General features: G+C 72.5%; 20 protein-coding genes. 15 read left to right on the top strand and 5 right to left on the bottom strand.

The features are described from left to right. The first annotated feature begins 5 nt into the window (after nt 1–5). From YWW_RS36380 to YWW_RS0100870, 9 genes are read left to right on the top strand one after another with little or no spacing between them, the layout of a single operon-like run. Entirely contained in the window at nt 6–1325 is a 1320-nt protein-coding gene (locus YWW_RS36380; RefSeq protein ID WP_026928615.1) for a nitroreductase family protein, read from the top strand. Beyond that, the gene (locus YWW_RS0100905) at nt 1322–3079 is read left to right on the top strand and encodes a thiopeptide-type bacteriocin biosynthesis protein (RefSeq protein WP_026928614.1); all 1758 of its coding nucleotides are present in this window, start codon (nt 1322–1324) and stop codon (nt 3077–3079) included. The genes YWW_RS36380 and YWW_RS0100905 overlap by 4 nt, the downstream gene beginning before the upstream one ends. Further along, entirely contained in the window at nt 3076–4044 is a 969-nt protein-coding gene (locus tag YWW_RS0100900; RefSeq protein WP_051325226.1) for an ABC transporter ATP-binding protein, read from the top strand. The genes YWW_RS0100905 and YWW_RS0100900 overlap by 4 nt, the downstream gene beginning before the upstream one ends. Further along, a complete protein-coding gene (locus tag YWW_RS0100895; protein ID WP_026928612.1) occupies nt 4041–4850 on the top strand; it encodes an ABC transporter permease in 810 nt (269 codons plus the stop codon). The genes YWW_RS0100900 and YWW_RS0100895 overlap by 4 nt, the downstream gene beginning before the upstream one ends. 55 nt (nt 4851–4905) lie before the next feature. After that, nucleotides 4906–5535, top strand: coding sequence for a hypothetical protein (locus YWW_RS0100890; protein WP_026928611.1), 630 nt, complete (start codon nt 4906–4908; stop codon nt 5533–5535). Then, nucleotides 5532–7412 carry a hypothetical protein gene (locus YWW_RS27550; RefSeq protein ID WP_035703875.1) on the top strand — a complete coding sequence of 627 codons (1881 nt, stop codon included), beginning with the start codon at nt 5532–5534 and terminating at the stop codon, nt 7410–7412. Before YWW_RS0100890 ends, YWW_RS27550 begins: the two co-directional genes overlap by 4 nt. Beyond that, complete coding sequence (locus YWW_RS0100880; protein WP_051325225.1) at nt 7409–8680, top strand: aminotransferase family protein; 1272 nt, start codon at nt 7409–7411, stop codon at nt 8678–8680. Before YWW_RS27550 ends, YWW_RS0100880 begins: the two co-directional genes overlap by 4 nt. Then, entirely contained in the window at nt 8677–9969 is a 1293-nt protein-coding gene (locus YWW_RS0100875) for an iron-containing alcohol dehydrogenase (RefSeq protein WP_026928610.1), read from the top strand. Before YWW_RS0100880 ends, YWW_RS0100875 begins: the two co-directional genes overlap by 4 nt. A gap of 1 nt (nt 9970) precedes the next feature. Then, entirely contained in the window at nt 9971–10168 is a 198-nt protein-coding gene (locus tag YWW_RS0100870; protein WP_026928609.1) for a thiazolylpeptide-type bacteriocin, read from the top strand. Between the two features lie 165 nt (nt 10169–10333). On the opposite strand, the gene YWW_RS33570 is transcribed toward YWW_RS0100870, so the two are convergent. Further along, the gene (locus YWW_RS33570) at nt 10334–11077 is read right to left on the bottom strand and encodes a response regulator transcription factor (RefSeq protein WP_051325224.1); all 744 of its coding nucleotides are present in this window, start codon (nt 11075–11077) and stop codon (nt 10334–10336) included. Between the two features lie 957 nt (nt 11078–12034). Continuing rightward, nucleotides 12035–12691, bottom strand: coding sequence for an NAD(P)H oxidoreductase (locus YWW_RS0100860; protein ID WP_026928608.1), 657 nt, complete (start codon nt 12689–12691; stop codon nt 12035–12037). A 122-nt stretch (nt 12692–12813) separates the two neighbouring features. Between YWW_RS0100860 and YWW_RS0100855 the strand changes: the two genes are divergently transcribed. Next, nucleotides 12814–13734, top strand: a complete 921-nt coding sequence (locus YWW_RS0100855) for an AraC family transcriptional regulator (RefSeq protein WP_211228385.1) — start codon at nt 12814–12816, stop codon at nt 13732–13734. Nucleotides 13735–13752: 18 nt separating this feature from the next. Here the strand turns inward: YWW_RS0100855 and YWW_RS0100850 are convergent, their stop codons facing one another. Both YWW_RS0100850 and YWW_RS0100845 read right to left on the bottom strand, forming a co-directional pair. Continuing rightward, nucleotides 13753–14103: a hypothetical protein gene (locus YWW_RS0100850; protein WP_026928606.1), complete on the bottom strand. Its 351-nt coding sequence runs from the start codon at nt 14101–14103 to the stop codon at nt 13753–13755. 248 nt (nt 14104–14351) lie between these two features. Next, on the bottom strand, nt 14352–15323 hold the full coding sequence (locus tag YWW_RS0100845; RefSeq protein WP_026928605.1) for an aldo/keto reductase: 972 nt from the start codon (nt 15321–15323) through the stop codon (nt 14352–14354). Nucleotides 15324–15496: 173 nt separating this feature from the next. On the opposite strand from YWW_RS0100845, the gene YWW_RS0100840 reads away from it, so the two are divergent. Together YWW_RS0100840 and YWW_RS0100835 are read left to right on the top strand one after the other, a co-directional pair. Further along, nucleotides 15497–15781 carry a hypothetical protein gene (locus tag YWW_RS0100840; protein WP_026928604.1) on the top strand — a complete coding sequence of 95 codons (285 nt, stop codon included), beginning with the start codon at nt 15497–15499 and terminating at the stop codon, nt 15779–15781. Nucleotides 15782–15839: 58 nt separating this feature from the next. Next, the gene (locus YWW_RS0100835; protein ID WP_026928603.1) at nt 15840–19202 is read left to right on the top strand and encodes a tetratricopeptide repeat protein; all 3363 of its coding nucleotides are present in this window, start codon (nt 15840–15842) and stop codon (nt 19200–19202) included. Between the two features lie 24 nt (nt 19203–19226). On the opposite strand, the gene YWW_RS35615 is transcribed toward YWW_RS0100835, so the two are convergent. Next, complete coding sequence (locus YWW_RS35615) at nt 19227–20165, bottom strand: SAM-dependent methyltransferase (protein ID WP_026928602.1); 939 nt, start codon at nt 20163–20165, stop codon at nt 19227–19229. A gap of 124 nt (nt 20166–20289) precedes the next feature. On the opposite strand from YWW_RS35615, the gene YWW_RS27540 reads away from it, so the two are divergent. Genes YWW_RS27540 through panD form a run of 3 tightly spaced genes read left to right on the top strand, consistent with a single transcriptional unit; the run spans nt 20290 to nt 22497 of the window. Beyond that, nucleotides 20290–21216, top strand: a complete 927-nt coding sequence (locus YWW_RS27540) for a Rossmann-like and DUF2520 domain-containing protein (protein WP_051325223.1) — start codon at nt 20290–20292, stop codon at nt 21214–21216. Continuing rightward, nucleotides 21213–22043, top strand: coding sequence for a pantoate--beta-alanine ligase (panC, locus tag YWW_RS0100815; protein ID WP_026928601.1), 831 nt, complete (start codon nt 21213–21215; stop codon nt 22041–22043). The genes YWW_RS27540 and panC overlap by 4 nt, the downstream gene beginning before the upstream one ends. After that, nucleotides 22036–22497 (top strand): aspartate 1-decarboxylase, encoded by a 462-nt coding sequence (gene panD / locus YWW_RS27535; RefSeq protein WP_051325222.1) that lies wholly within the window; start codon nt 22036–22038, stop codon nt 22495–22497. Before panC ends, panD begins: the two co-directional genes overlap by 8 nt. Nucleotides 22498–22499: the final 2 nt, after the last annotated feature.

Genomic DNA, 22499 nt, shown 5'->3' with positions numbered 1-22499 from the left:
CAGGCATGGACGTTCTCGACCCGCCGCAGGCGGCCCTGAGCGACGAGCGCCTCTTGGCGTTCGCCGAACGCCAGGCCAGGCCGCTGCTGCTGGGCATCCCGGCGGACGGCGACGACCGCGTCCCGGTGCCGGTCGAGGCGACCGGGCCGGACGTGCCGCTGCCGCCCGGCCTCCACCGGATGCTGGACTCGGCCCCCTACCCCCGGGGCCGAGTGGACTCCGACGTGCCGGTCCGGACGCGGGTGCTCGGCACGATCGCGGCCGCGGCACCGCAGCGGTTCGAAGTGCGCAGCGCGGTCAACCCGCACCGCGCCTACCCCGCCGCGCACTGCTTCTACTCGGCGCAGCTGTTCCTGCTCACCGCCGGCGGCGCCTGGCACTACGACGCCTCGGGCCACCTGCTGCGGCCCGTGGCCGGGGACGCCGAGCTCGACCGGGAGCTCGACGGCCCGGCGAGCCTGGCCGTCGTCTGCCACCTCGGCTCCGTCCCGACCCGGTACCGGGAACTGCGCTGGAGCCTGAGCCTGTGCGAGGCCGGGCACCTGCTCGAACTGCTCGCCCAGGTCGGCTCGGCCCACCGCCTGGCCGTCCGCACCCGCCGCGACCTGCCGGACGCGGCACTGCTGGACCGGCTCGGCCTGCGCGCCCGCGACGGCTGGACACCGGCCGGAGCAGTCGAACTCGACGCGCCCGGCGAAGGCGGCGCGAGGCCGCCCGCCGCCGGGCCGGACACCGGCATGAGCTGGGCCCAGGTCCTGTTCGAACGGTCCGCGGGCCGCGCCAACAAAGGGTTCTCGCCGGCGCCGGTCCCGCTCGCCGCCACCGCGGCCGAGGCGCTGCTGGCCGCGATAGGCCGCGCCGCCGACGGCGTCCCGTCGGCGGCCGAGAGCGGCGTCGACGTCGTCCTGGCATCGCGCGACGTCGAAGGGCTCGACCCGGGCTGCCACCTCATCGAGGACGGGCGGGCGCGGCGGCGGATCGCGGGCCCCGACATGGACGCGCTGCAACGGTCCTTCGCCTACCCGGCCACCCAGATGTCCATCGCCGGATGCCCGGCGGCGCTGCTGATGATCACCGACCACGCCGCCGCCGTCCGCGAAGGCGGCGAACGGGGCCTGCGGCTCCTCCAACTCCGGCTGGGGGCGATCGCGCAGGCCGCGGGCATGGCCCTCACCCCGCACGGGGGCTTCCTCCGCCCGGCGCGCAGCTTCGACCCCGACCCGCTCGCCGCGGCCCTGCGCCTGGAGCCGACCCGGCTGCCCGCGTACGTGGCGCCGCTGGGCGTCAACCGCTTCACCGACCTGCTCCTGGATGTGCGCCGATGACCGACAGCGACCGCCCCCGCCGCTGGCGGGCCCTGCACGTGTACTGCCACCGCGGCAAGGCCGCCACCGACCGGCTCATCGTCGAGGCCGTGGCCCCCACCGCCAGGAGGCTCCGCGGCGAGGGCGCCATCACGGCCTGGTTCTACATCCGCTACTGGGAAGGCGGCCCGCATCTGCGGATCCGCTTGGCGGGCAACGACGAAGCCCGCCTGGACCGGGCCGTCGAGGAGATGCGCCGAGCGGTGGCGCTCCCCTTCCCCGACCCCGCGCCGGAACTCGACCCGGCCGAGTTCTACCGCCAGTTCTCGATACCCGCCGAGGAGGCCCGCGAACTCGCATGGCACCCCGACGGGCACCTCGCCGAGGTCGCCTACGAGCCCGAGACCGAGCGCTACGGCGGGCCGGACAGCATGGGCCCGGCCGAGGACCTGTTCGGCCTCTCCAGCGAGCTGACCGCGGCCGTCGTCGCCCGCACCGCATCCGAGCAGGCCCGGACCGGCGCGGCCCTGGACCTGCTGCTCGGCTTCGTCTCGGCGATGTACGGCACCGCGAACGAGTCGGTGCGCTGGCTGCGCGAGTACGCCACGATGTGGCGCTACGTCGACCAGGTCGTCGCCCGCACCTTCGCCCGGACCCGCGCCGCCGCCGAGTCCACCGTGGTCGCCACCGGCGCGGAGCTGCTCCGCCGGAAGGCGGCGCTGGAGTCCGCGGCGCCCGCCGCCTACCGCCGGTGGTGGAGCGCGGTCGGGCGGACCGCGGCCGAGCTGCGCGAACTCGGCCGCGCCGGGAAGCTCACCGGCGACGCCGACGCGATCATGGTCTCCCACCTCCACATGACGTACAACCGCCTCGGCATGACCGCCTCGGACGAGGTCTACCTGGCCTGGCTGGCCTCCCTGCTCATCGCCGCCCCCGGCGAGCGCCCCGACTACTTCGCCGACGCCCCCGACGCCCCCGACCGGGCCTACCACGAACTGAGCAAGTTCCGTCCCGCCTCGATGGACTCGCAGCAGCCCCGGCACGGCGACCCTATCGTCCGGGTCCTCGACTACGCGGGAGGCGAGCCGGTCGCGCTGCCGCCCCCCGACCCCGGCCTGGCCGCCTCGCCCCTGTCCGCGGTGCTGGCCGCCCGCCGCTCCCACCGCGACGGACTGTCCGGACGCCTCGGCCTCGAACCGCTCGCCTCCCTCCTCGGGCTCGGCGCCGGCGTGGTCGCCACCGAGCGGTACGAGGAGGCCGACCCCCCGCGCCGCCAGGTGATGGCGAACCCGAGCGCCGGCATGGCCTACCCGCTCATCGTGCGCGTCCTCGCCCGCTCGGTGGACGGGCTCGACCCGGCCCTGTACGAATACCTGCCCCGCACGCACGAGCTCCAGGAAGTGGGCACCGTGCCCGAAGGCGACGCGCTGCGGTACAGCTCGCCGTTCTTCGTCGGCGAGACTCCGCGCGTCGACGTCTCCGACGTCCCGGCGGTGCTGTTCGTCGGTGCCGACCTGGGAAGACTGCGGCCGCGCTATGGCATGCGAGCGCACCGTTTTGCGATGCTTGAGATAGGTCACGCCGCGCAGTCGCTGCTGCTGGTGTCGACCGCCCTCGGCCTCCGGTCGATCTCGGTCGGCGGCTTCTATGACGACGCCGTGTGCGAGATCGCGCAGTTGGACGGCTACGACGAAATCATCGGCTACGTGATCCCGATCGGTTCGCCATCGGATGGCGCGGCCGCGAGTACGAGCGACGGAGAACCGACATCATGACCCACGAAACCACGCAACAGGCAAGCCGCTCGACCCCCTCCGCCGCGGACGCGACCGCGATGTGGGTCGAGGGCCTGTCCAAGTCCTACGGCTCCGTGCGGGCCCTGAACGAAGTGGACCTCAGCGTCGAGAAAGGCGAGGTCTTCGGACTCCTGGGGCCCAACGGGGCCGGCAAGACCACCCTGGTGGAGATCCTCGAAGGCCACATCAAGCCCACCGCCGGCACGGTCCGGGTCCTCGACATGGAGCCGAGCAGGGCCGGACGGGCCGTTCGCGACCGCCTCGGCATCGTCCCGCAGAAGGGCAGCTTCGAGCTGTACCTGACCGTGTACGAGCACCTGGCGCTCTTCGCCGGCTACTACAGCCGCGCCTACCCCGTCGACGAGCTCATCGAACTGGTGGGCCTGACGCCGAAGCGCCAGGTGCGGGTCGGCCGGCTCTCCGGCGGGCAGCAGCGCCGCCTCGACCTGGCCCTGGCCCTGGTCGGCGACCCCGACATCGTCTTCCTCGACGAGCCGACCACCGGACTGGACATCGAGGCCCGCGACCGGGCCTGGGAGACCGTCAGGGCCATGCGCGCCATGGGCAAGACCGTCTTCCTCACCACGCACAACATGGCCGAGGCCCAGCGCCTGTGCGACCGCGTCGCGGTGCTCCACTCAGGACAGATCGCCGCGGTCGGCGAGCCCTCGCGCCTCCTGCCCGACGAGCGGGGCGCCACCGTCTCGTTCCGCGCCGACGGCACCTCCCCCGAAGGGCTCCCCGGCCGCCTGGCGTCCCTCGCCCGCGCCTCGGCCGGGCGGATCACCGTGGAGGTCGAGGACACCCGGGCCGCGCTGCACGAGCTGACCGCCTGGGCGATCGCGAACGACGTGGCCCTGGCCGACCTGGAGGTCCGGCGTCCCGACCTCGAAGAGCTCTACCTGTCCATCCTGGCCCGCGAAACCGAAGGAAGCGCGACATGACCACTTCGACCCTCGCCCTGCCGACCGCAGCGCCGAACCCGCGGCGCGGCGCGGCGCGGCTGCTCGTCCACGACATCAAGTACGGGCTGGTCAGCGCCTCCCGCACTCCGTTCGCGCTGACGATCTCGCTGCTGTTCCCGCTGTTCTTCAACGTCATGTTCAACCTGCTCCAGTCGGGCGAGACCGTCGACGGCGTCGCCGCCGTGCAGACGACCAGCGCGGCCATCATCGTCTTCGTCATCGCGGTGTCCGGCTACTTCAACATGGTCACCGGCATCGTCACCGCCCGCGAGAAGTCGGTGCTCAAACGCATCAGGCAGTCGCCGATGCCCAAATCGGTGCACCTGATGAGCCGCATCGGCGTCTCCCTGGCGGTCACCGTCGTGTCCGTGGCGATCATGATCGCGGTCTCGCTGGCGCTGTTCGACCTGGAGCTGCGGGCGGCGGCCATCCCGGCGCTGGTGCTGGCGGTGCTGTTGGGCGGCTTCACCTCGTGCGCCCTGGGCATGGCCGTCACCAGGCTCGTCCCCAGCGTCGAGGCGGCGCTCATCGTCTCCACCGCGACGCTGTTCCCGCTGCTGTTCATCTCGGGGGTGTTCTTCCCGATCGACGGCATGCCCGGTCCCGTCCAGGCGGTCCTGGACTACCTCCCGTTCATCCCGATGGCCGAGGCGGTCCGGACCCCGCTCGACCCCGGCGCCTCCGGCATGGCCTTCGACCTGGTGAACCTGCTGGTCATCGCCGCCTGGGGCGTGGCCGCCATGGTCGTGACGGTCAAGACCATGCCCTGGGAGCCGCAGCGCTGAGCCCGCTCCGGGCCACGCCGCGACAGCAGCCACGACGACAGAAAGGAACCCGGCCATGTGGGGCGACCTCCTCGACTGGATCGGCACGGCCACCGAGTCGGTGCTCGCGCCGGTCGCGAGCGTGCTCGAACCGGCCGCCGACGAGGCGGCCTGGGGCTGGGCGGTGCTGCTGCTCGGCGCCGCCTGGCGGATCCTCACCTGGCCGTGGCTCGTGAGCGGCGCCCGCCGCCGCATCGACCGGCAGCGGGGCTCCGAACCGGACCCGGACGGCGGGCCGGGGACGTTCGGCCGCATCGGCACGGCCTTCGGCCTGGCGCAGTTCCTCCTCGTGGTGGTCATCGCGCTGTGGAGCCGCACCGGGCCCTCGGCCGAGGACGCGGCGTTCTACGGCCTCGAGACGCTCTCGTCCCCGCCGGTGACGCAGGGCCTCGGCGGCCTCGCCTGGGCCGCGGCCCTCGCCGTCGCGGGCACCGCGGCCGGACTCCTCGGGCAGCGGGCCGCGGGCGTCGACGACCAGCGGCAGCGGTTCTTCGCCCGCTACATCGCCCCGGTCGTCTTCGCCTGCCTGGGCCTGTTCCTGCCCGCGGCCATGGTCGTGCCCTTCGCCGCCGCGATGGCCCTGAACGCCGCGGCGGTACGGGCGGCGGCCCGCGGCGACCGCGGACCGGTGGAGGCGGCGGCATGAGCGGACCCGTACTGCTGCTGCGCCTGCGCCGCGACCGATGGGGACACGTCCACTGCGCCCCGGACCTGCCGACGGCCGCGGCCGCCGCCGCCGCGCCGGACGGCGCCGGGCCGCGCCTGGTGACCGCCGGACCGGCCGGGACGATCCCCGAATGGGCGTCCACACTGGCCCGCTCGCGCCCGGCCGCCGCCGTGCTCGTCGAAGACGACGCGACCCGCTCGCTGTGCGAGCTGCTGGCCGCCGCGCTGTCCGACCGCGGCATCGCGGCCTCGCGCGCCGAGCCCGACGCCGAGCGGTGGCGGCTGCGGCACCTGGACGGGCCGCGCACCGAGCTGACCGCCGGGTCCGACCCGGACCGGATCTACCGCTCGGGCGCCGCACCGGCGGCACTGGCCGCCGAGCTCGGCGTGCCGGTCGGCCCCGCCGTGGCCGCCGAGCTGCGGCACCTCGCCGCCCGGACGGCCGCGCCGATGACCGTGCCGCTGCTCGGCGGGCCCTCGACCGACTGGGCGGGCCTGGCCGAGCGGCTGCGCGACGAGGCGCCCCACCTGGCCTCACGCGGTGTGCGACTGCGGGCGAGCCTGCCCGTCGAGCGGGTCGACCCCGCTTCGGCCGAGGCGCTGGCGGCGGTCGCGAGCGGCGGCGTCACCCTCGTGTGCGCCGCCGAGCGGTGCGAGCCGGAGCGGCTGCGCGCCGCGCTGTCGGCGCTCGGCGCGCACCGGATCGAACCGGAGGTGCGGGTGGCGCCCGGCGACCGGCCGGAGCGGCTGGCCGCGCTGCTCCGCGCGGTCCCCGACGCCTTCGTGGAGACCGACCTGGCCGGCCTGCGCGGACTGGCCTCGCGCGGGGCGCTGAACGGCTGCCCGCCCCAGACCGGCGCCGCCGTCCGGCTGCGGGAGGACCGGAGGCGGGCCGCGGCCCGCCTCGACCTCGCCCGCTCCGGCCGGTACGCCTCCTCGCCGGTGACCGCCGGAGCGCATGACCTGTGGTGGGACCGCGCCGATCCGGTCGCGTCCGGTGAGGCGTGGCTCGGCGCGGTGGTCAGCGCCCGCGGCACGGTGTGGGCGCGGCGCCCCGCGGTCTCGGCGACGGCGCATGTCGCCGTCCGCGACCTCGACGCGGTCGCCGCACCGCGCGACTACGCCGACCCCCTCGACCACCGGCCGTCGCTGGCCTGGATCGACGCCGCCGCGCCGATCCTGGACGACGTCGACGCCGCCTGGCGCGACGGCGTGCTCCACAGGCGACTGTTCGATCCGGGCCGGAGGCTCGCCGGCCTGTGCCGCCTCGGCTACGGCCCCTGCCCGGCCGCCGAGGGCAGGCAGCTCTACGTCGACGCCGACGGCGCGGTGCGCGCCGGCCGGGCCGGGCCGCTCGTCGGCAAGGTCGGCGACGGCCTGGAGACGCTCCGCGCCGCGGTCCGGGCCCTGCCCGCCGCCGCGAACGGCTGCCGCTGCCGCCCCGAGGGCATGCCGCGGGCCGAGCGGCCGTGGCTGGCGCGGGTGCTCGACGGCGTCCGAGCGGTGGCCGCCCTCGCCGCCGAGCACGCCGAGCCGTTCGAGCCGGACGCGATCCGGGTCGGCGGCTGCGGCGGCCCGCTCACCCACGCCCACGGCAGCGCCCCGGCCTGGCCCGAAGGGGTCGCGGTGCTGCGCCGCGGCGACCGGTACCACCTTCACTCGGGCGGGCGCCTGCACCGCCTGACCCCGTCGCTGGCCGCCGTGATCGAGGTGCGGCTGGACCACCCCGACGACGCGGTCGAACTGCTCGCCGGTTCGCACCGCATCACCGCCGAGGACGCCGCGCGAGCGGTGGCCAAGTCCGAAGCGGCGCTCGCCTCGGCGGGCGCCGTCCCGCCGAGCAGGAGGTCGACATGACCAGGACCGACTACCCGCTGTGGCACCCGATGACCGACATGGGACGGTATCTGGGTTCGCCCGTGACGATCACCGGCGGCCACGGCAGCCGCCTGGTCGACCAGGACGGGCAGGAGTACGTCAGCGCCAACGCCGCACTGTGGAACATGCACTGCGGCTTCGACGAGCCGAGGATCCAGGCGGCCATCCGCGAGCAGCTCGACCGGCTCGCCTACGGCACCCTGTTCCGCTACGGGAACGAACCGGCCCTGCTGCTGGCCTCCCGCCTGCTGGAGATCAGCCCGCGGCCGGAGCTGACCAAGGTCTTCTACAGCACCTCCGGGGCCGGCGCCGTCGACGCCGCGCTCAAACTCGCCAGGCGGTACCAGCGGCTGACCGGGCGGCCCGAACGCGGCACGGTCGCCGCGCTGGCCGACTCCTACCACGGCACCCTCTACGGCGCCATGGCCGTCACCGGCGAGGACCTCGAACAGGACGAGTACGGCGTCGACCGGTCCGACGTCATGCACGTGCCGACGCCGCTGGACGCCCGCGGCGCGAGCGAGGCCCTCGGCCTGCTGCGGGCGGCCGCCGACGACCTGGCCGCCGTCATCATCGAGCCGGTGCTCGGATCGGCGGGGGTGCTGGTGCCGGACCAGGGCTTCCTCTCGGGCCTCGACCGGTTCTGCGAAGAGCGCGACATCTGCCTGATCGTCGACGAGGTCGCCACCGGCTTCGGCCGCACCGGGTCCATGTTCGCCTCGGAGTGGGCCGGGCTGCGCCCGGACCTGATGGTCGTGTCCAAGGGGATCAACAGCGGATACCTGCCGATGTCGGCGGTCCTGATCCACGAGCGCATCTGGGACGCCTTCACCGACGGTGGCCACGTCCTGCGCAGCGGCGAGACGCAGGCCGGGAACCCGCTCGCCTGCGCGGCCGCGCTGGCCACGCTCGACGTCATCGAATCGGACGGCCTGGTCGCCCGCTCCCGCCGCGCCGGGGAGGAACTGGCCCGCCGCCTGACCGAGCTGCTGCCCCGCGCCCGCGGCCAGGCGCTCCCGCCGACCGGCCGCGGGCTGATGATCGGCGTCCACCTCCGGGGCGAGAGCGGCCCGATCGGGCTGCCGCAGGCGGCCGCGGTGACCGAGCGGTTCCGGTCGCTCGGGGTCATCGTCCACCCCTCCGAGCGCGGCTTCAGCCTCATGCCCCCCTTGGTCGTCGACGACGACGACCTCAAGGCCGTCACCGAGGCCGCCGGTCAGGTCTTCGACGAACTGGACCTGCCATGACCGCGAACCCCTCCGCCGTCGCGACCGACTGGCAGGTCCCCACGCTCGTCGCCTTCGGCGTCGGCCGCGCTGCCGAGTTCGGGCCGCGGGCGGCGGCGCTGGGATCGGCGCCCGCCGTCCTGATCGATGCGCGGGTGGCCGAGACCGACGTCGGCCGTGACCTGCTGGCCCGCCTCTCGGCCCACCGCGTGCCGGCCGCATCGGTCACCCGCGTCGCGGGCGTCCCCACCCTGGGCGACGTCCAGGCCGCCGCCGAGGCGGTCACCCTCGCCGGAGCCGACGCGGTGATCGGCGTCGGCGGCGGCAGCACGATGGACACCGCCAAGCTCGCCGCGCTGCTGGCCGTCAATCCGCGGTGGCGCGATGCCGAGCGGTGGCGGGCCGGGCCCCTGCTGGACCTCGACGCCGACCGGGAGGCGCGGCTGCGCCCGGGACTGCCCACACTGCTGCTGCCGACGACGACCGCGACCGGCTCCGAACTGAACAGCGTGGCCGCCTTGGTCTTCGAAGGCCGCCGACGGCTCATGATCACCGGGCGCCTGGCGCCGACGTCGGCCGTCATCGACCCCGCCCTGAACGCGACCCTCCCCGCGCGAGCGGTCCTGGAAGGCGGGGTGGAGACGCTCGCCCGCATCCTGTGCCCCTACCTGGCGGCCCCAGCCCTGGGCGTCACGGACGCCTTGGCCGAGGCGCTGGCCGCCCGGTGCGTCATCGCGCTCGACCGCGTGCACGCCGCGCCCGTCGACCTCGAGGCGCGCGCCGAACTGGCCTGGATCGTCGCGGTGTCGGCGACGCAGCTCGTCGCGCTGGGCCGCGGCAGGTACGACCATGTGCTGTGGTACCTCCAGGATCCGCTGTGCACGATGCTGGAGCTGGCCAAGGGCACGGCGATGGCCTCGCTGCTGCCCGCCTACCTCGCCGCGATCCGCGCGGGCGCTTCGATCGGACCCCGGCTCGGCGACCCGGACCGCCTGCGACGCCTCGACCGGGCCCTGGCGCCCGCCCTCGGGAGGGCCTCCCTCGCGGAGGCGCTCGCCGAGCGGCTGGCGACCTGGGGGCTGCCGGTATGCCTCGCCGATCTGGAGGTCGCCTCCGGCGACGCGGAGCGGCTGGCCCGGGCGTGCCATGAGAGCTGGCACGCCACCGGAAGGCTGTCGGGCGCGGAGCTGTCCGAATTGGAGGCGTTCTTCCGCGGGGCCCGCGAGGCCGCCCCGAGCGCCTCCCCCAGTTTCACACCGGCGGCGGCGACGTCGCCAGGTGCGGAAATCCAGATGAAAGGAGGTGAATGAGATGAACCCGACCCCTACTGCGACTGAGTTCGACTTCGAGGGACTCGACCTCGACGACCTGTCGTTCGACGCCATCGAGGTCGCGACGGTGCGTGACGCCGTCGCCATGCCGGAGACCGGCGCGTCGTCGGCCATCAGCTCGTGCGATTCCTGCTCGTGCTGTGGTGCGACCTCGTGCTGCTCCCTGAGCTCGACCTGAGTCGAGCGCTAGTCGAGTCGACTGGCAGGGCCCGGGACTCCAATGCCGTCCCGGGCCCGTTTTTCGACTATACCCCCGGTATTTCGTGACAAATGCGCGTATTCGGGCGCCGCGCCGCGGCCGGATGCCGGGTCGATCGGCCGGGCGGAGCCGAGGGGGAGGAGGTCAGCGCGGGTTCGGAACGGGCACGCAGGAGCAGTCGGCGAGCATGCCCTTGTCCCTGGCGTAGGCGTGGATCTGCGCCTTGGTGCTGAGGCCGAGCTTCTGCTTGAGGGAGGCGCGGCAGGCCTCGACGGTCCGCTCGCCGACGTACAGCGAGGCGGCGATCTCGGCGGTGGTGTGGCCGGTGGCCACCAGGTGCAGGACGTCGAGTTCGCGGGCGGTGAGCCCGTGGAGGCCGTGGTGCTCGGCCAGTTCCGCCCCCAGAGTGGGGTCCACGTAGACCGAGCCGGAGGCGACCCGCCGGATCGCCTCGTGCAGCGTGGCCGCGCTCGCCTCGCGCGTGACGAACCCGCTGACGCCGCATTGCAGCGCGCGCCGAAGCACCAGTGTGGAGCGGTGGTGTGAGAAGACGACGACCGGCACCGGCGGGGTCGCCCGCTCGATGGTCTCCAGGACGCAGCTGCCCGCGAAGCAGGACTCGGTGACCAGGACGTCCGGCCGGCGCTCGTCGAGCGAGATCAGGGAGACCTCGATGTCGCACTCGGTGTGCACCACTTTGAAGTCGTCCTGTTCGCCGATGACGGCGGCGAGTCCCGACAGCGTCACCGTTTCGGGAGAGGCCACCGCGACGGCGATGGTCTGGTGGGTCTCGGCGGCCCCTGTGGGGTGCCGCGGGTGTTCGAGGAATGCGGGGTTCCGGACGGGAGCGGACGTCTTGGGGGCCAGTGCGGCGCGGTTCGCTTTCAAGGGTTCGGTCCCTATTGCATCGAGGAGCTATGCGGGTCATGGATCGCGGACAGGGGAGGAGGACGAGCCCGGCTCCCTGGGGCCGCGCGCGTGTTCGGTCGGCGGGTACGGGCCGGGGGTGTTCGCCGGCCGTCTCGTGACTTCGAATTCCGGTGGGGAATTCACAATTCGGATATCGGTGCTATGTCGTATAGGGGTGATTTGCGACGGCTGTGTCCCCAATAGATGGCTCTACCCGGCGGCCTTATGATTCTTGTCGTATCGGATCGGTGGATTTTCGATGAACAGACGGTTCTCGGATAGGAGGGTGAATCATTCGGTTGCGAGCGGAGGCCTCCTGGCGCAGTCGTTTCACCATCGGTTCCAAGTGGGGCTGGAATCCGAACGTCGGTACTGGATCAATTGTAACGACCGGAGGCCATATTGAGGGGCAATGCGACGACGGGGTTCCGAGTCGGCGCCGGCGCCCGGCCGCGTCGAGGGGATCGGACCGAGACCGGCTCGGCCGAGGGAGTCCGCCGTGCCCGCCGATAGACTCATATGGACGGACACCCGGGGTCTGGACTGAGGCGCAGCCGGTTCCGGACTTCAGGCGGGACGTCACGCCGCCGACGGGGCCGCATGGGGGCTCCGCCGGGAGGGCCGGTGCCGCCTTCGCGGTGCGAGCGGTTCGCCGCGCGCGACGGCCGGCGCCTTCTCCGAGAGGGTGTCGGAGACGGTTATGAAATCGTTATGTTCACATTGGGGCAATGGTATTTCGGGCAGAAGTGGAATCGCTGCACCCTTGACTCAGAATGCTCGGTGAATAAGGGCTGAAAATGATCATGGAGTCGTGCGGCAATTGGCCTCCTGCGCACCATCCTCCACGGCCGCCCCAGCGACCGAGCGCGCGATCGGAACCGATTCGAGGCTCGCATTCCCGCCGAATCGGTCCCGACCGCGCTCTCCCGAGGCCGCTCAGGCGAGGCCCAGGAACTTCTCGACGTGCTCCACGGCCTCGTTCTCCAGCGCCGCGAAGTGCGCCTCGCGCTCGGCCCCCACGAGGGCCTCGCCCTTGGTGAAGTTGCCGTCCTCGTCCACGTACTGCGGCTCGCCCTCGGTGTCGTACAGCACCTCCACGGCGGCCTCGGTGATGCCGTTGTAGAAGGAGATCGCGTCCCGCAGGCCGCGGTCCATGTTCTCCTTCATCACCGGCACGATGGGGTCGTCCGCCCCGGCTCCGGCCAGTCCCATCCACAGCATGCGCTTCCCGGCGAGCCTGGGTTTGCTGCGCCCGTAGGAGAAGCCGTAGTTCCACACGCGGTCGATCCAGCCCTTCATGATCGCCGGGACGCTCTGCCAGTAGATCGGGAAGACCGGCACGATCACGTCGGCCGCCAGGATGCGGCCCATGTGGGCCCGGGTCTCCTCCGAGTAGACCTTGTCGCGGTCGTTCCAGTCCGGCTGGTCCGCGACGGTCATGTTCGGATCGAAGCCCTCGCCGTGCAGATCCATCAGGTCGATCCGGTACCCGGCGGCCTCCAGGCGCTTCGCGATCAGGCCGGCGATGTGCGCCGTGAGGGAGCCGGCGCGGTGGTGGGCCACGACGACGAGCGCGGTGGGGTCGGTGTCCATGTTGTCCTCCTTGGGTTTCGGGCTCGCCGTTTCGGGCGATGCACCCAAGTACAGCGCCGAATCCGTGGACGGTCGATGGTTGAGACACTCCGATGCATGTGTGTTCGTCTATCATCGTGGGCATGGACCCATTGAGTGAACTCCTCGGCGGCATCCGCGCCGAGGGCGCCGTCTTCAACGACGCCGTCCTCGAAGCCCCCTGGGTGCTCTACTTCGACGACCGCGCGCCGCTGACCATGCTCACCATGACGCAGGGCAGCGGCGTCCTGCTCCTGCCCGGCGGCGGCGAGGTCGGGCTCAAGGGCGGCCAGACCGCCGTCATCCGCGGCAATGAGCCGTTCCGGCTCGCCGACACCGCCGCCTCGGCCGAGCGGCCGCACACCGAGTACTGGATCACCTGCTTCGACACCGAGTCGTGCGTCCCCGGCCGGGCGCCCGCGAACGGCCACGGCGAGCAGGACGCCACGTCGATCTTCGTCGGCGCCTACCGCAACACCGGGCGCCGCCACGAACGGCTGCTGCGGGCCCTGCCGCCCGCCCTGGTCATCGACGAGGACCCCGACGCCTGCGCGTGGCTGGACACCTCCGCGATGGAGCTCACCGACCGGCGCCCCGGCACGCAGGCGCTCATCGACCGGCTCTTCGACTGGGGCCTGGTCTGCACGCTCCGCGCCTGGTTCGACCGGGAGGGGCAGGACGCGCCCGGCTGGTACCGGGGCTTCGCCGACGCCGTGGTCGGGCCCGCCCTGGAGGCCGTCCACAGCGAGCCGTTCAAGCCCTGGACGGTGGCCTCGCTCGCGGCCGAGGCCGGGGTCTCCCGGGCGCTGTTCGCCAAGCGCTTCACCGAGGTCATGGGCGAGCCGCCCCTGAGCTACCTGACCGAGTGGCGCATGGAGCGCGCCGAAGAGCTCCTGAGCGACCGGGACCTGACGGTGGCGCAGGTGGCGCGGGCCGTCGGCTACGCCGACCCGTTCGGGTTCAGCGCCGCGTTCAAACGCCGCCGGGGCCAGAGCCCCACCGACTTCCGCACCGCCGCCGCATGACGGGGGTGTCCGGTCGGGTCAACGCCGGCTCTGCCTCGCGGCCCGCTTGTCCGGTGTGGACAGCCACGCCAGCATCGCGCAGACGAGGAGCGAGGCCAGGGCGTAGGTGAGGGGCCCGGTCCGCCAGCCGTGCTCGCGGACCTCGCGGTCGGCGATGTCCCTGCAGTCGCCGCTCTCGCCCTGGTCCCGGCCGTCGAAGAAGTCGTAGTCGAGGACCACGCACTCGTCATAGGGCTGCACGACATTGCCGTCGAACACCAGCACCTCCTCCTCGCCGGGGGCGGAGAAGAACAGGAGCACGAGCCCCAGCAGACCGCAGAGCACCGCGAAGACCAGCGGCACCTTCTTGACTTCTCGATCGTTGCGCACAGCGGACCTCTCTCGGCACGGCACGGGAACAGTCCGCCCATCTGACAGGGCGCGATCATGGAACGATCACGGGTCCGTCCCAGCTGCCGAACGCCCCTGTTCACCGGCCGACCCCACTCGGCGATCGAGCCGCTCGATTCCCGGCGCCTTCCTCGCGGCGATTTCGGGCTCCCCGGCTCGGCCCACGGCCGACCGCGGAAAGCGCTCATCGAAACCCCTTGCGGCACGACAGGAGGCCGCGAGCAGGCCTAGCTGAAGGCGGTGGGGAGGCGCGGCGTGTACGGCGCCTCCAGCGCGGCGATCTCCTCTGCGGTGAGGTCGATGTCGAGGGCCGCGGCCGCGTCGGTCAGATGACCGGCCCTGGTCGGCCCCACGATCGGAGCGGCCACCACGGGATTCTTGAGCACCCACGCCAAGGCGATGTGCGCCATGGGGACACCGCGGGCCTCGGCCGCCCGCCTCACCGCCTCGGCGATGGGGCGGTCGCCCTCGCCGTCGTAGCGGGCGGCCATCGGGTCGTTCGCCGAGCGCTGCGTCCGGGTGCCCCACTGCCGCGCCAGGCGGCCCTTCGCGAGCGGGCTCCAGGGGATGCTGCCGACGCCTTGATCGGCGAGCAGCCCGAACATCTCGCGCTCCTCCTCGCGCTGCATGAGGTTGTACTGGTTCTGCATGGACACGAACTTGGTCCAGCCGCCGAGCTCCGCGGCGTGCTGCATCTTCGCGAACTGCCAGGCCCACATGGAGGAGGCGCCGATGTAGCGCGCCTTCCCGGCCTTGACCACGTCGTGGAGCGCCTCCATGGTCTCCTCGACCGGCGTGTCGGGATCGAAGCGGTGGATCTGGTACAGGTCCACGTAGTCGGTCCCCAGCCGCTGGAGCGAGGCGTCGATCTGCTCCAGAACGGCCTTGCGCGACAGCCCCGACCCACCGGGTCCCTCATGGACCTTGAAGAACACCTTCGTGGCGAGGACGACGTCCTCGCGGCGGGTGTACTTCCGGATCGCCCTGCCGACGATCTCCTCGGAACTGCCCGCCCAGTACATGTTGGCGGTGTCCCAGAAGTCGATCCCCAGTTCCACGGCCTCCCGGAACAGCGGCTCCGCGGCCTCGTCGTCGAGCCCCCACGTGTCCGGCTCCGATGGCATGCGGCCGAAGCTCATGCACCCCAGCGCGATCCGGCTCACCTTGAGGCCCGAGGCCCCCAGTCGCGTCCGCTCCATCTGTCGCTCCCTTCGCCGCGGCAATCCTAGGCACGCCGCGGCACCCGCGTCAAAGGAGCGGTGCCGCCCGCCTCCGCGGAAACATGAATGCTGCGCACATGGCTGAATTGCGGCATTATGGAGGGATGGCGACTTTCAATGTGAACAAACAGACGGTACACGGAAACTCGTACGTGGGTGACACCTTCAACATCACCCACGGCGAGCACAGCCCCATCGACGCCCGCACCCTGGCGGTCGAGTTCGACCGGGCGCTGGCGGCGGTGCGGGAACTGGAGGTGGACGCCGAGACCCGCGAGAAGGTGAGCGCCGAACTGGTCGCCGCCCGCGCCGATCTGAAGGCGGACGACCGCGGAGCCGCGCGAAAGCGCTTCGACCGGGTCATCGACATCTGCGACAAGGCGACGGGAATCGTGACCAGGCTGGCGGGGGCCGTGGGAGGGCTCAGCGGTGGATGAGGACCACGACCCAGGCCGAGCGCCCACGACCGAGCCAGAGGCGGGGACGACCCTCAATGTGTCGGAGCAGCACGTCCAAGGCGACTTGAACGTCGCCGACACGATTCACAACAACAGGGCCGACCGCATCAACATCTACCAGGGCTCGAAGCCCGAGGTCTCCTGGCCCATCCGCGTGGGGCGCTCCCCCAGGAGCACCCTCGGGGCGCTCGAACGCGAAACCGACCGCCTGCTGGCGTCCGCCCCCGCGCCCGAGGACGGCGCGCTGCTCTCGCACGTCCTGTCCGGCATGGGCGGCGTGGGGAAGACCCAGCTCGCCGCCAGGCTCGCCAACCGGCTCTGGAACGCGCGCGAACTCGACCTCCTCGTCTGGATCGACGCCTCGTCCCGCGAGTCCATCGCCGCCGACATGCGGATCGCCGCGGCCCGCGTGAGCGGCCGCTCCGCCGACGACCCCGAAGGGGACGCCCAAGATTTCCTGAATCAGCTGGACGGGTTCACCGACAAACGCTGGATGGTGGTGTTCGACAACGTCACCGACCCGAACGACCTGAACGACTTCTACCCCCCGGACAATCCGAACGGGCGCATGGTCATCACCACCCGCCGCAGAGACGCCGCGTTCAACGGATACGGCGCCCCTGTCGCGGTCGACGTCTTCACTCCCCAAGAGGCCATGGACTTCCTGCGGGGCCGTCTCAGCGACACGAAGGCGATGCGCGGAGCCGAGCGGCTGAGCGAGGCCCTCGGGTGCCTTCCGCTCGCACTCGCGCAGGCCGCCGCCTACATCGAGGACCGGCCCGGCTTCAGCTGCGAGCAGTACCTGAAGCTGTTCTCGGACCGGAGCGCCGGCCTCGCGAAGCTCGCACCCGAGAGCCTCCCCGACGGGCACGTCGAGCCCTACGCCGTCACCTGCTCGCTGTCACTCGAAGCGGCCGAACAGCAGCCGCATCGCGGTGTGGCCAGGGCGGTCCTACGCCTCGCCTGCATGCTCAGCCCCAACGGCATACCGTCCGACATCCTGGACACCGTGGCTGGGCGGCGGTACCTGCGGCAGTCGCTCGACTCGGCCACGGGCGAGGACGCCGTGAACGACGACACGAGCACCGATGTCCTGTCCCGCCTGAACAAGTTCAGCGTGCTCGACTGGGACGGCAGCCGGTTTCGCGTCCACGCGCTCATCCAGCGCGTCGTGTTCGACCGGATGAACCGGCATGAGAAGGAGGAGACCGCCAACGTCGCCGCCGACGCGCTGCTGAAGACCTGGCCCGACCGGGGACGCGACTTCACCGCCGCCGCGCTGCTGCGGGCCAACGCGCTCACCCTCTTCCAGCAGAGCGGAGACGCGCTGCTCAAGCCCGCCGTCCACACCCTCCTGTACCGCGCGGGCGACAGTCTCGGAGCGGCAGGCCACGCGAAGGCGGCGGAAGAGCACTTCACGGTTCTGGCGGAACGACTCGGGCATATCGGCGATCGCGGCAGGCGTGACGTCGTCAAGGTCAAGGACCGAAAGGCCAGATGGGGCACTGAAGCGGGCGACCCCGTCTCGGCGGTCGAGGAACGCCGGAGCATCCTCGAAACGCTGCGAAAGCGCCACAGCGAGCGCCACTTCGAAACCATGCGCGCCCGTCGACGGCTCGCCACCGCGCTCGGGAATTCGCGCGCCGTCGACGACGCGATCGCGGAGCTGACCGCACTCCGGGACTTCCAGATCGAGCGCTTTGGAGCGAACGACCAGGAGACGCTGGTGACGCGCAGGGAGCTCGCGCGCTGGATCGGCGAGAGCGGCGACCCCGAGCGCGCGATCAGAGAGCTCGGCGAGGTGCTCGCCGAGCAGCGCAGGACACTGCCCGAAGGGGACCCGCAGATCCTCATAACGCGCAAATACCGGGCGCGGTGGCTCGGCGAAGTAGGCGAATACGAAAGGGTGATCACCGAGTTCCAAGCGATCGTGAAGATGCTCGAAGCCGAACACGGCGAGCGGCATGAACTGCCGCTGGAACACCGGTTCAAACTCATCCAGTGGATGCGGAAGGCGGGCCGGCGAAGGCAGGCGCTCATCGAGTTCGAGCGGCTCCTCGAGGACCAGCGGAAGGCGGGCCACCCGGCGACGCTGAGCACGCGCAGACACCTGGCCGTGCTCCACGGCGACCTGGGCGACCACGAACGAAGCCTGGAAGAACTGGAGCAACTGCTCCGCGAGACCAGGGACCGCATGGGAGAGACGGACCGCAAGGCCTTCCGCGTGCGCCGTGAGATCGCGACATGCCGTGGCAACCTCGGCGACCACGCCGCCGCCGTCGCCGAACTCGAACAGCTCCTCGACGACCAGCTGAAGGTGCTGCCCGCCGACGCCCCTGAGAACTTTCACGTGAGGGAATGCCTCGCCCACCAGCGCCGAGAGGCCGGGGACATGGACGGCGCGATCGCCGAACGGCAACGGCTCCTGGACGACCGGATACGCCTGCGAGGCGAAGGGCATCCCGACACGAACCGCACACGCCGCCAGCTCGAGCAGTACCGGCGAGAGGCGGCGATGCTGCCGGGGCCGCCCGCCGAGGGCGAGGCGTCCCCCCGGGAGCGGGCGGCGCTCGAAGACGAGGAGTGGCGCGGTCTCAGCCTGCGTTCGGAGGAGGCCCGGCGGCAATGGGACTCCGGTGAGTGGAGCGGCGCGATCCTCGCGCAGGAGCGGGCGATCGCCGAGTACGAACGCCGCGGAGTCGACGCGCGACTCGTCCTGCGGGAGTACAAGCGCCTCGTGAAGTGGCATGAGGAGGTCGGGGACCACGCCAATGCGGTGCTCGTGCAACGTCAGTGCGTGGACCGCGCCAAGAAGCGCTTCGGCGAGTACAGCCCGACGCTCGACGAGTGCCGCAGGCAACTGGCGCTCCAACTTCACCAGGCCGGCGCGTGCGCCGAGGCCGTCGCCGAGCACGAACAGCTCATCGCCGACCACGACCGGTTCAACGTGGCCCTCAACCAGCGGTTCAAGGACCGGGCCAATCTCGCCCGCTGCCGCGCCGAGAGCGGGGACCACTCGCGCGCGCTCGCCGAGATGCGGCAGTTGCGAAAGGATGAACGCGCCATCCTGCCCGAGGGCCACAATCTGGTCTTCCGCTCCTGGCGCAAGATCGTCGAACTGTGCATCGAGGTCGGCCGGTTCCCGGACGCGGTGTCCGAGGCCGAGGCACTGGTGGCCGAGCGGCGGCGCCTGCACGGGCCAGACGGCCCCAGAGTCCGCAAGGCCCGCGCCGAACTCGCGGACGTGTACGGCAGGACGGGGAGGGAGGACGCCGCCGCGGCGCTGCTGCGGACGCTCGTGGAGGAGTCGACCGCGGCGAACGGCGAGCGGTCCGAGGAGACTCAGCGGCTCCGCGGCCGCCTGGAACGGTGGCGGACCGAGTCGGGCGAGCACCCCTGAACCGCCGCGGTCCGACGCCGTCCCTCAACGGCCCCCGGCCTTGGAAGTGGTCATCCACCAGTGGGCGCCCAGGCCGCTCCGGGCGGTCAGGCGCGCCGAGGCCGAGGCGCGCGCCAGCTCCACCGCGTAGCCGGTCGGATCCCGGTACGCCAGCGCCAGCGGCGGGCGGTCCACCGGCAGCCCCAGCTCGCCCAGCGCCTCCCGCTGCGTCCGCACCTGCTCGCACGGGATCGCGTCGACCGCCACGTGCGCGGTGATGTCGCAGCTCCCGTCCGGCACCGGGCGGACGCCCCGGCCGCCGCGGAAGGCGGCGAGCGTGCCGCCCGCCGGGCGGGCGGCCGAGGTGTGGCCGTAGTCGATCGCCAGGACCGTCCCGGTCTCGGCGCATCCCGCCAGCTCCCGCCACTTCGCCTCCCGGGGCAGGCCGATCTCGGCCCGCTCGCCCGGTTCGCGGATCGGCCACCACTCGGCCAGCCACTTCGCGTCCGCGCCGGTCACCGGATCGCCCGGCCTGGTCTCGCCGGACTCGTCGACCTCCTCGTAGCGGACCTCGCCGGACTCGTCGACCACCGCGATGTCGCACGGCATGTTGTCCAGCAGCTCGCAGGCGATCACCAGGCCCGTGACGCCGCGCGGCACGTCCGCGCTCCAGGCGATCCGCTCGGGCAGGTCCCTCGGCTTCGGCCGCAGCTCCACGGCCGTCAGCCGGGCCCGCTCGTCGAGCAGGGACGCCAGGTGCCCCAGCAGCTCCCCGTTCCCGGCGCCAACGTCCACCACGTCGAACACCGCGGGCCTGCCGAGCCCTTCGTCCACCTCCTCGGCCAGGCGGGCGACGGCCTCGGCGAACACCGGCGTCTGCGCACTGGTCGAGAAGTGGTGGCGTGGCAGCTCACGGCGGTAGAACCCGCCCGGCCCGTACAGCGCCCGCTCCATCGCGAGGCTCCAGCGTGTGAACTGCGTCATCTTCTGACCCTAGCCGTCGTGAAAATCGCCACTCCGGGGCTCCCGGACTGGCGCCGCCATATCGACGAAGCACAATTGAGCCGTAAGCGACGACCGGTACCTCGAGAAGGACTGGATCACCATCATGGAGCAGCACAGCGCCGCCTCGACGCGGCCCGAGCGGACGGCCGCGAGCCGTCTCGCCGTCGGCGTCGTATCCGCCGGACGGGTCGGCTCCACCGTCGGCGCCGCGCTCCAGAGAGCCGGGCACCGCATCGTCGCCGCCACCGCCGTCTCCGAGGCCTCCCGCGCCCGCGCCGAGCGCTGCTTCCCCGACGCCGAGATCCTCCCGCCGCCGGACGTCGCCGCCTCGGCCGAACTCCTCGTCATCGCCGTCCCCGACGACGCCATCGCGCCGCTCGCCGCCGCCCTGCCGTTCCGGCCCGGCCAGATCGTCGTCCACACCTCCGGCGCCAACGGCGTCGGCGTCCTCGCCCCCGCCCGCGAGGCGGGCGCGCTCACCGCCGCGCTCGCCCCCGCCATGACCTTCACCGGACGGCCCGAAGACCTCGAACGGCTCGACGGGATCTCCTGGGCCGTCACCGGCGAGGCCGAGGCCGGCTACGTCGGCGAGGCCCTCGTCGTCGAGATGGGCGGCGAACCCGAGCGCATCGGCGAGGCCGACCGCGCCCGCTACCACGCCGCGCTCGTCTACACCGCCAACCACCTCATCACGCTCGTCAACGACACGGTCGACCAGCTGCGCGACATGGGCGTGGCCGCCCCCGAGCGGCTGCTCTCCCCGCTGGCGTCCGCCTCGCTCGACAACGCGCTGCGGCACGGCGACGCCGGGCTCACCGGCCCGGTCTCGCGCGGCGACGCGGGCACCGTCGCCGGGCACCTGCGGGCCCTGGCCGGCACCGACATCGCCGACGCCTACCGGGCCATGGCCCGCCGCACCGCCGAACGCGCCCTCGACTCCGGGCGGCTCAAGGCCGCCGACGCCGAAGGGCTGCTCGACGTCCTCTCAGACCCCAGGCCCGCCCACCCCGAGGAGGAGAACCCCGAATGACGCTGCTCGTCCACACCAGGGCCGACCTGGCCAGGGCCCGCGCCGAGCTGCCCGGCCGCGTCGCCGTCGTCACCACCATGGGGGCGCTGCACGACGGCCACCGCGCCAACTTCCGGAAGGCCCGGCAGAGCGCCGACTCGGTGATCGCCACCGTCTTCGTCAACCCGCTCCAGTTCGGGCCCGGCGAGGACCTCGACCGCTACCCGCGCCCCCTCGACGCCGACGTCGCCATTTGCGCCGACGAGGGCGTCGACGTCGTGTTCGCGCCCGTCGAGGCCGAGCTGTACCCGAATGGGCGCGGCGGCCTGACCACCGTCCACGCCGGCCCCGACGGCGACATCCTCGAAGGGGCCTCCAGGCCCGGCTTCTTCACCGGCGTGCTCACCGTCGTCGCCAAGCTGTTCCACCTCACCCGGCCCGACGTCGCCTGCTTCGGGGAGAAGGACTTCCAGCAGCTCGCGCTCGTCCGCCGCATGGTGCGCGACCTCGACTTCGGCATCGAGATCGTCTCGGTCGAGACCGTCCGCGAGGCCGACGGCCTGGCCCTGTCCAGCCGCAACGTGTACCTCTCGGAGGCCGAGCGGGCCGCCGCGCAGGCCATCCCGCACGCCGTCCACGCCGCCCAGGCCTCGTCCGAGCCGCTCGCCGCCGCCGAGAAGGCCCTGGCCGCCGAGCCCGGCCTGGTCGTCGACTACGTGACGGTGCGCGCGAACGACCTCGGCGAGGCCCCCGCCTCGGGGCCCGCCCGGCTCCTCATCGCCGCCAAGGCGGGCACCACCCGCCTGATCGACAACGCTCCCGTTCGGATCGGAGACCCCGATGCTTAGGAACATGTTCAAGTCCAAGATCCACCGCGCCACGGTCACCCAGGCCGACCTGCACTACGTCGGCTCGGTGACCGTCGACGCCGACCTGCTCGACGCCGCCGACATCCTCGACGGCGAGCAGGTGGCGATCGTCGACATCACCAACGGCTCGCGCCTGGAGACTTACACCATCGCCGGTGAGCGCGGCAGCGGCGTCATCGGCATCAACGGGGCCGCAGCACACCTCATCGACCCCGGTGACCTGGTGATTCTCATCTCATACGCGCAGATGGAGGACGCCGAGGCGCGCGCGTACACGCCGCGCGTGGTGCATGTCGACGAGCGCAACGAGATCATCGAGGTGAACGGCGACAAGGCCGTCCCGGCGCCAGGGACCGCCGGCGAACCGGTGGCCCCGCCGCTGCTCGCGCGGCAGGCGGGCGACGATGTGGCGACTCCACTAGCCGAGCGGTAAGT

Origin of the sequence: Glycomyces tenuis DSM 44171 (assembly GCF_000427885.1) — a bacterium.
GTDB lineage: Bacteria > Actinomycetota > Actinomycetes > Mycobacteriales > Micromonosporaceae > Glycomyces > Glycomyces tenuis.
The sequence above is the reverse complement of the archived record's forward strand: the minus strand, read 5'-3'. Positions and strand labels throughout refer to the sequence as shown.

What these genes read in the sequence shown, in the direction of transcription:
- YWW_RS0100860 (WP_026928608.1), bottom strand. Translation starts at nt 12,691, where the DNA reads ATGGACACCGACCCCACCGCGCTCGTCGTCGTGGCCCACCACCGCGCC.
- YWW_RS0100880 (WP_051325225.1), top strand. Translation starts at nt 7,409, where the DNA reads ATGACCAGGACCGACTACCCGCTGTGGCACCCGATGACCGACATGGGA.
- panC (WP_026928601.1), top strand. Translation starts at nt 21,213, where the DNA reads ATGACGCTGCTCGTCCACACCAGGGCCGACCTGGCCAGGGCCCGCGCC.
- YWW_RS0100890 (WP_026928611.1), top strand. Translation starts at nt 4,906, where the DNA reads ATGTGGGGCGACCTCCTCGACTGGATCGGCACGGCCACCGAGTCGGTG.
- YWW_RS0100895 (WP_026928612.1), top strand. Translation starts at nt 4,041, where the DNA reads ATGACCACTTCGACCCTCGCCCTGCCGACCGCAGCGCCGAACCCGCGG.
- YWW_RS0100845 (WP_026928605.1), bottom strand. Translation starts at nt 15,323, where the DNA reads ATGGAGCGGACGCGACTGGGGGCCTCGGGCCTCAAGGTGAGCCGGATC.
- YWW_RS27550 (WP_035703875.1), top strand. Translation starts at nt 5,532, where the DNA reads ATGAGCGGACCCGTACTGCTGCTGCGCCTGCGCCGCGACCGATGGGGA.
- YWW_RS0100900 (WP_051325226.1), top strand. Translation starts at nt 3,076, where the DNA reads ATGACCCACGAAACCACGCAACAGGCAAGCCGCTCGACCCCCTCCGCC.
- panD (WP_051325222.1), top strand. Translation starts at nt 22,036, where the DNA reads ATGCTTAGGAACATGTTCAAGTCCAAGATCCACCGCGCCACGGTCACC.
- YWW_RS0100870 (WP_026928609.1), top strand. Translation starts at nt 9,971, where the DNA reads ATGAACCCGACCCCTACTGCGACTGAGTTCGACTTCGAGGGACTCGAC.
- YWW_RS0100875 (WP_026928610.1), top strand. Translation starts at nt 8,677, where the DNA reads ATGACCGCGAACCCCTCCGCCGTCGCGACCGACTGGCAGGTCCCCACG.
- YWW_RS36380 (WP_026928615.1), top strand. Translation starts at nt 6, where the DNA reads ATGGACGTTCTCGACCCGCCGCAGGCGGCCCTGAGCGACGAGCGCCTC.
- YWW_RS27540 (WP_051325223.1), top strand. Translation starts at nt 20,290, where the DNA reads ATGGAGCAGCACAGCGCCGCCTCGACGCGGCCCGAGCGGACGGCCGCG.
- YWW_RS0100855 (WP_211228385.1), top strand. Translation starts at nt 12,814, where the DNA reads ATGGACCCATTGAGTGAACTCCTCGGCGGCATCCGCGCCGAGGGCGCC.
- YWW_RS35615 (WP_026928602.1), bottom strand. Translation starts at nt 20,165, where the DNA reads ATGACGCAGTTCACACGCTGGAGCCTCGCGATGGAGCGGGCGCTGTAC.
- YWW_RS0100905 (WP_026928614.1), top strand. Translation starts at nt 1,322, where the DNA reads ATGACCGACAGCGACCGCCCCCGCCGCTGGCGGGCCCTGCACGTGTAC.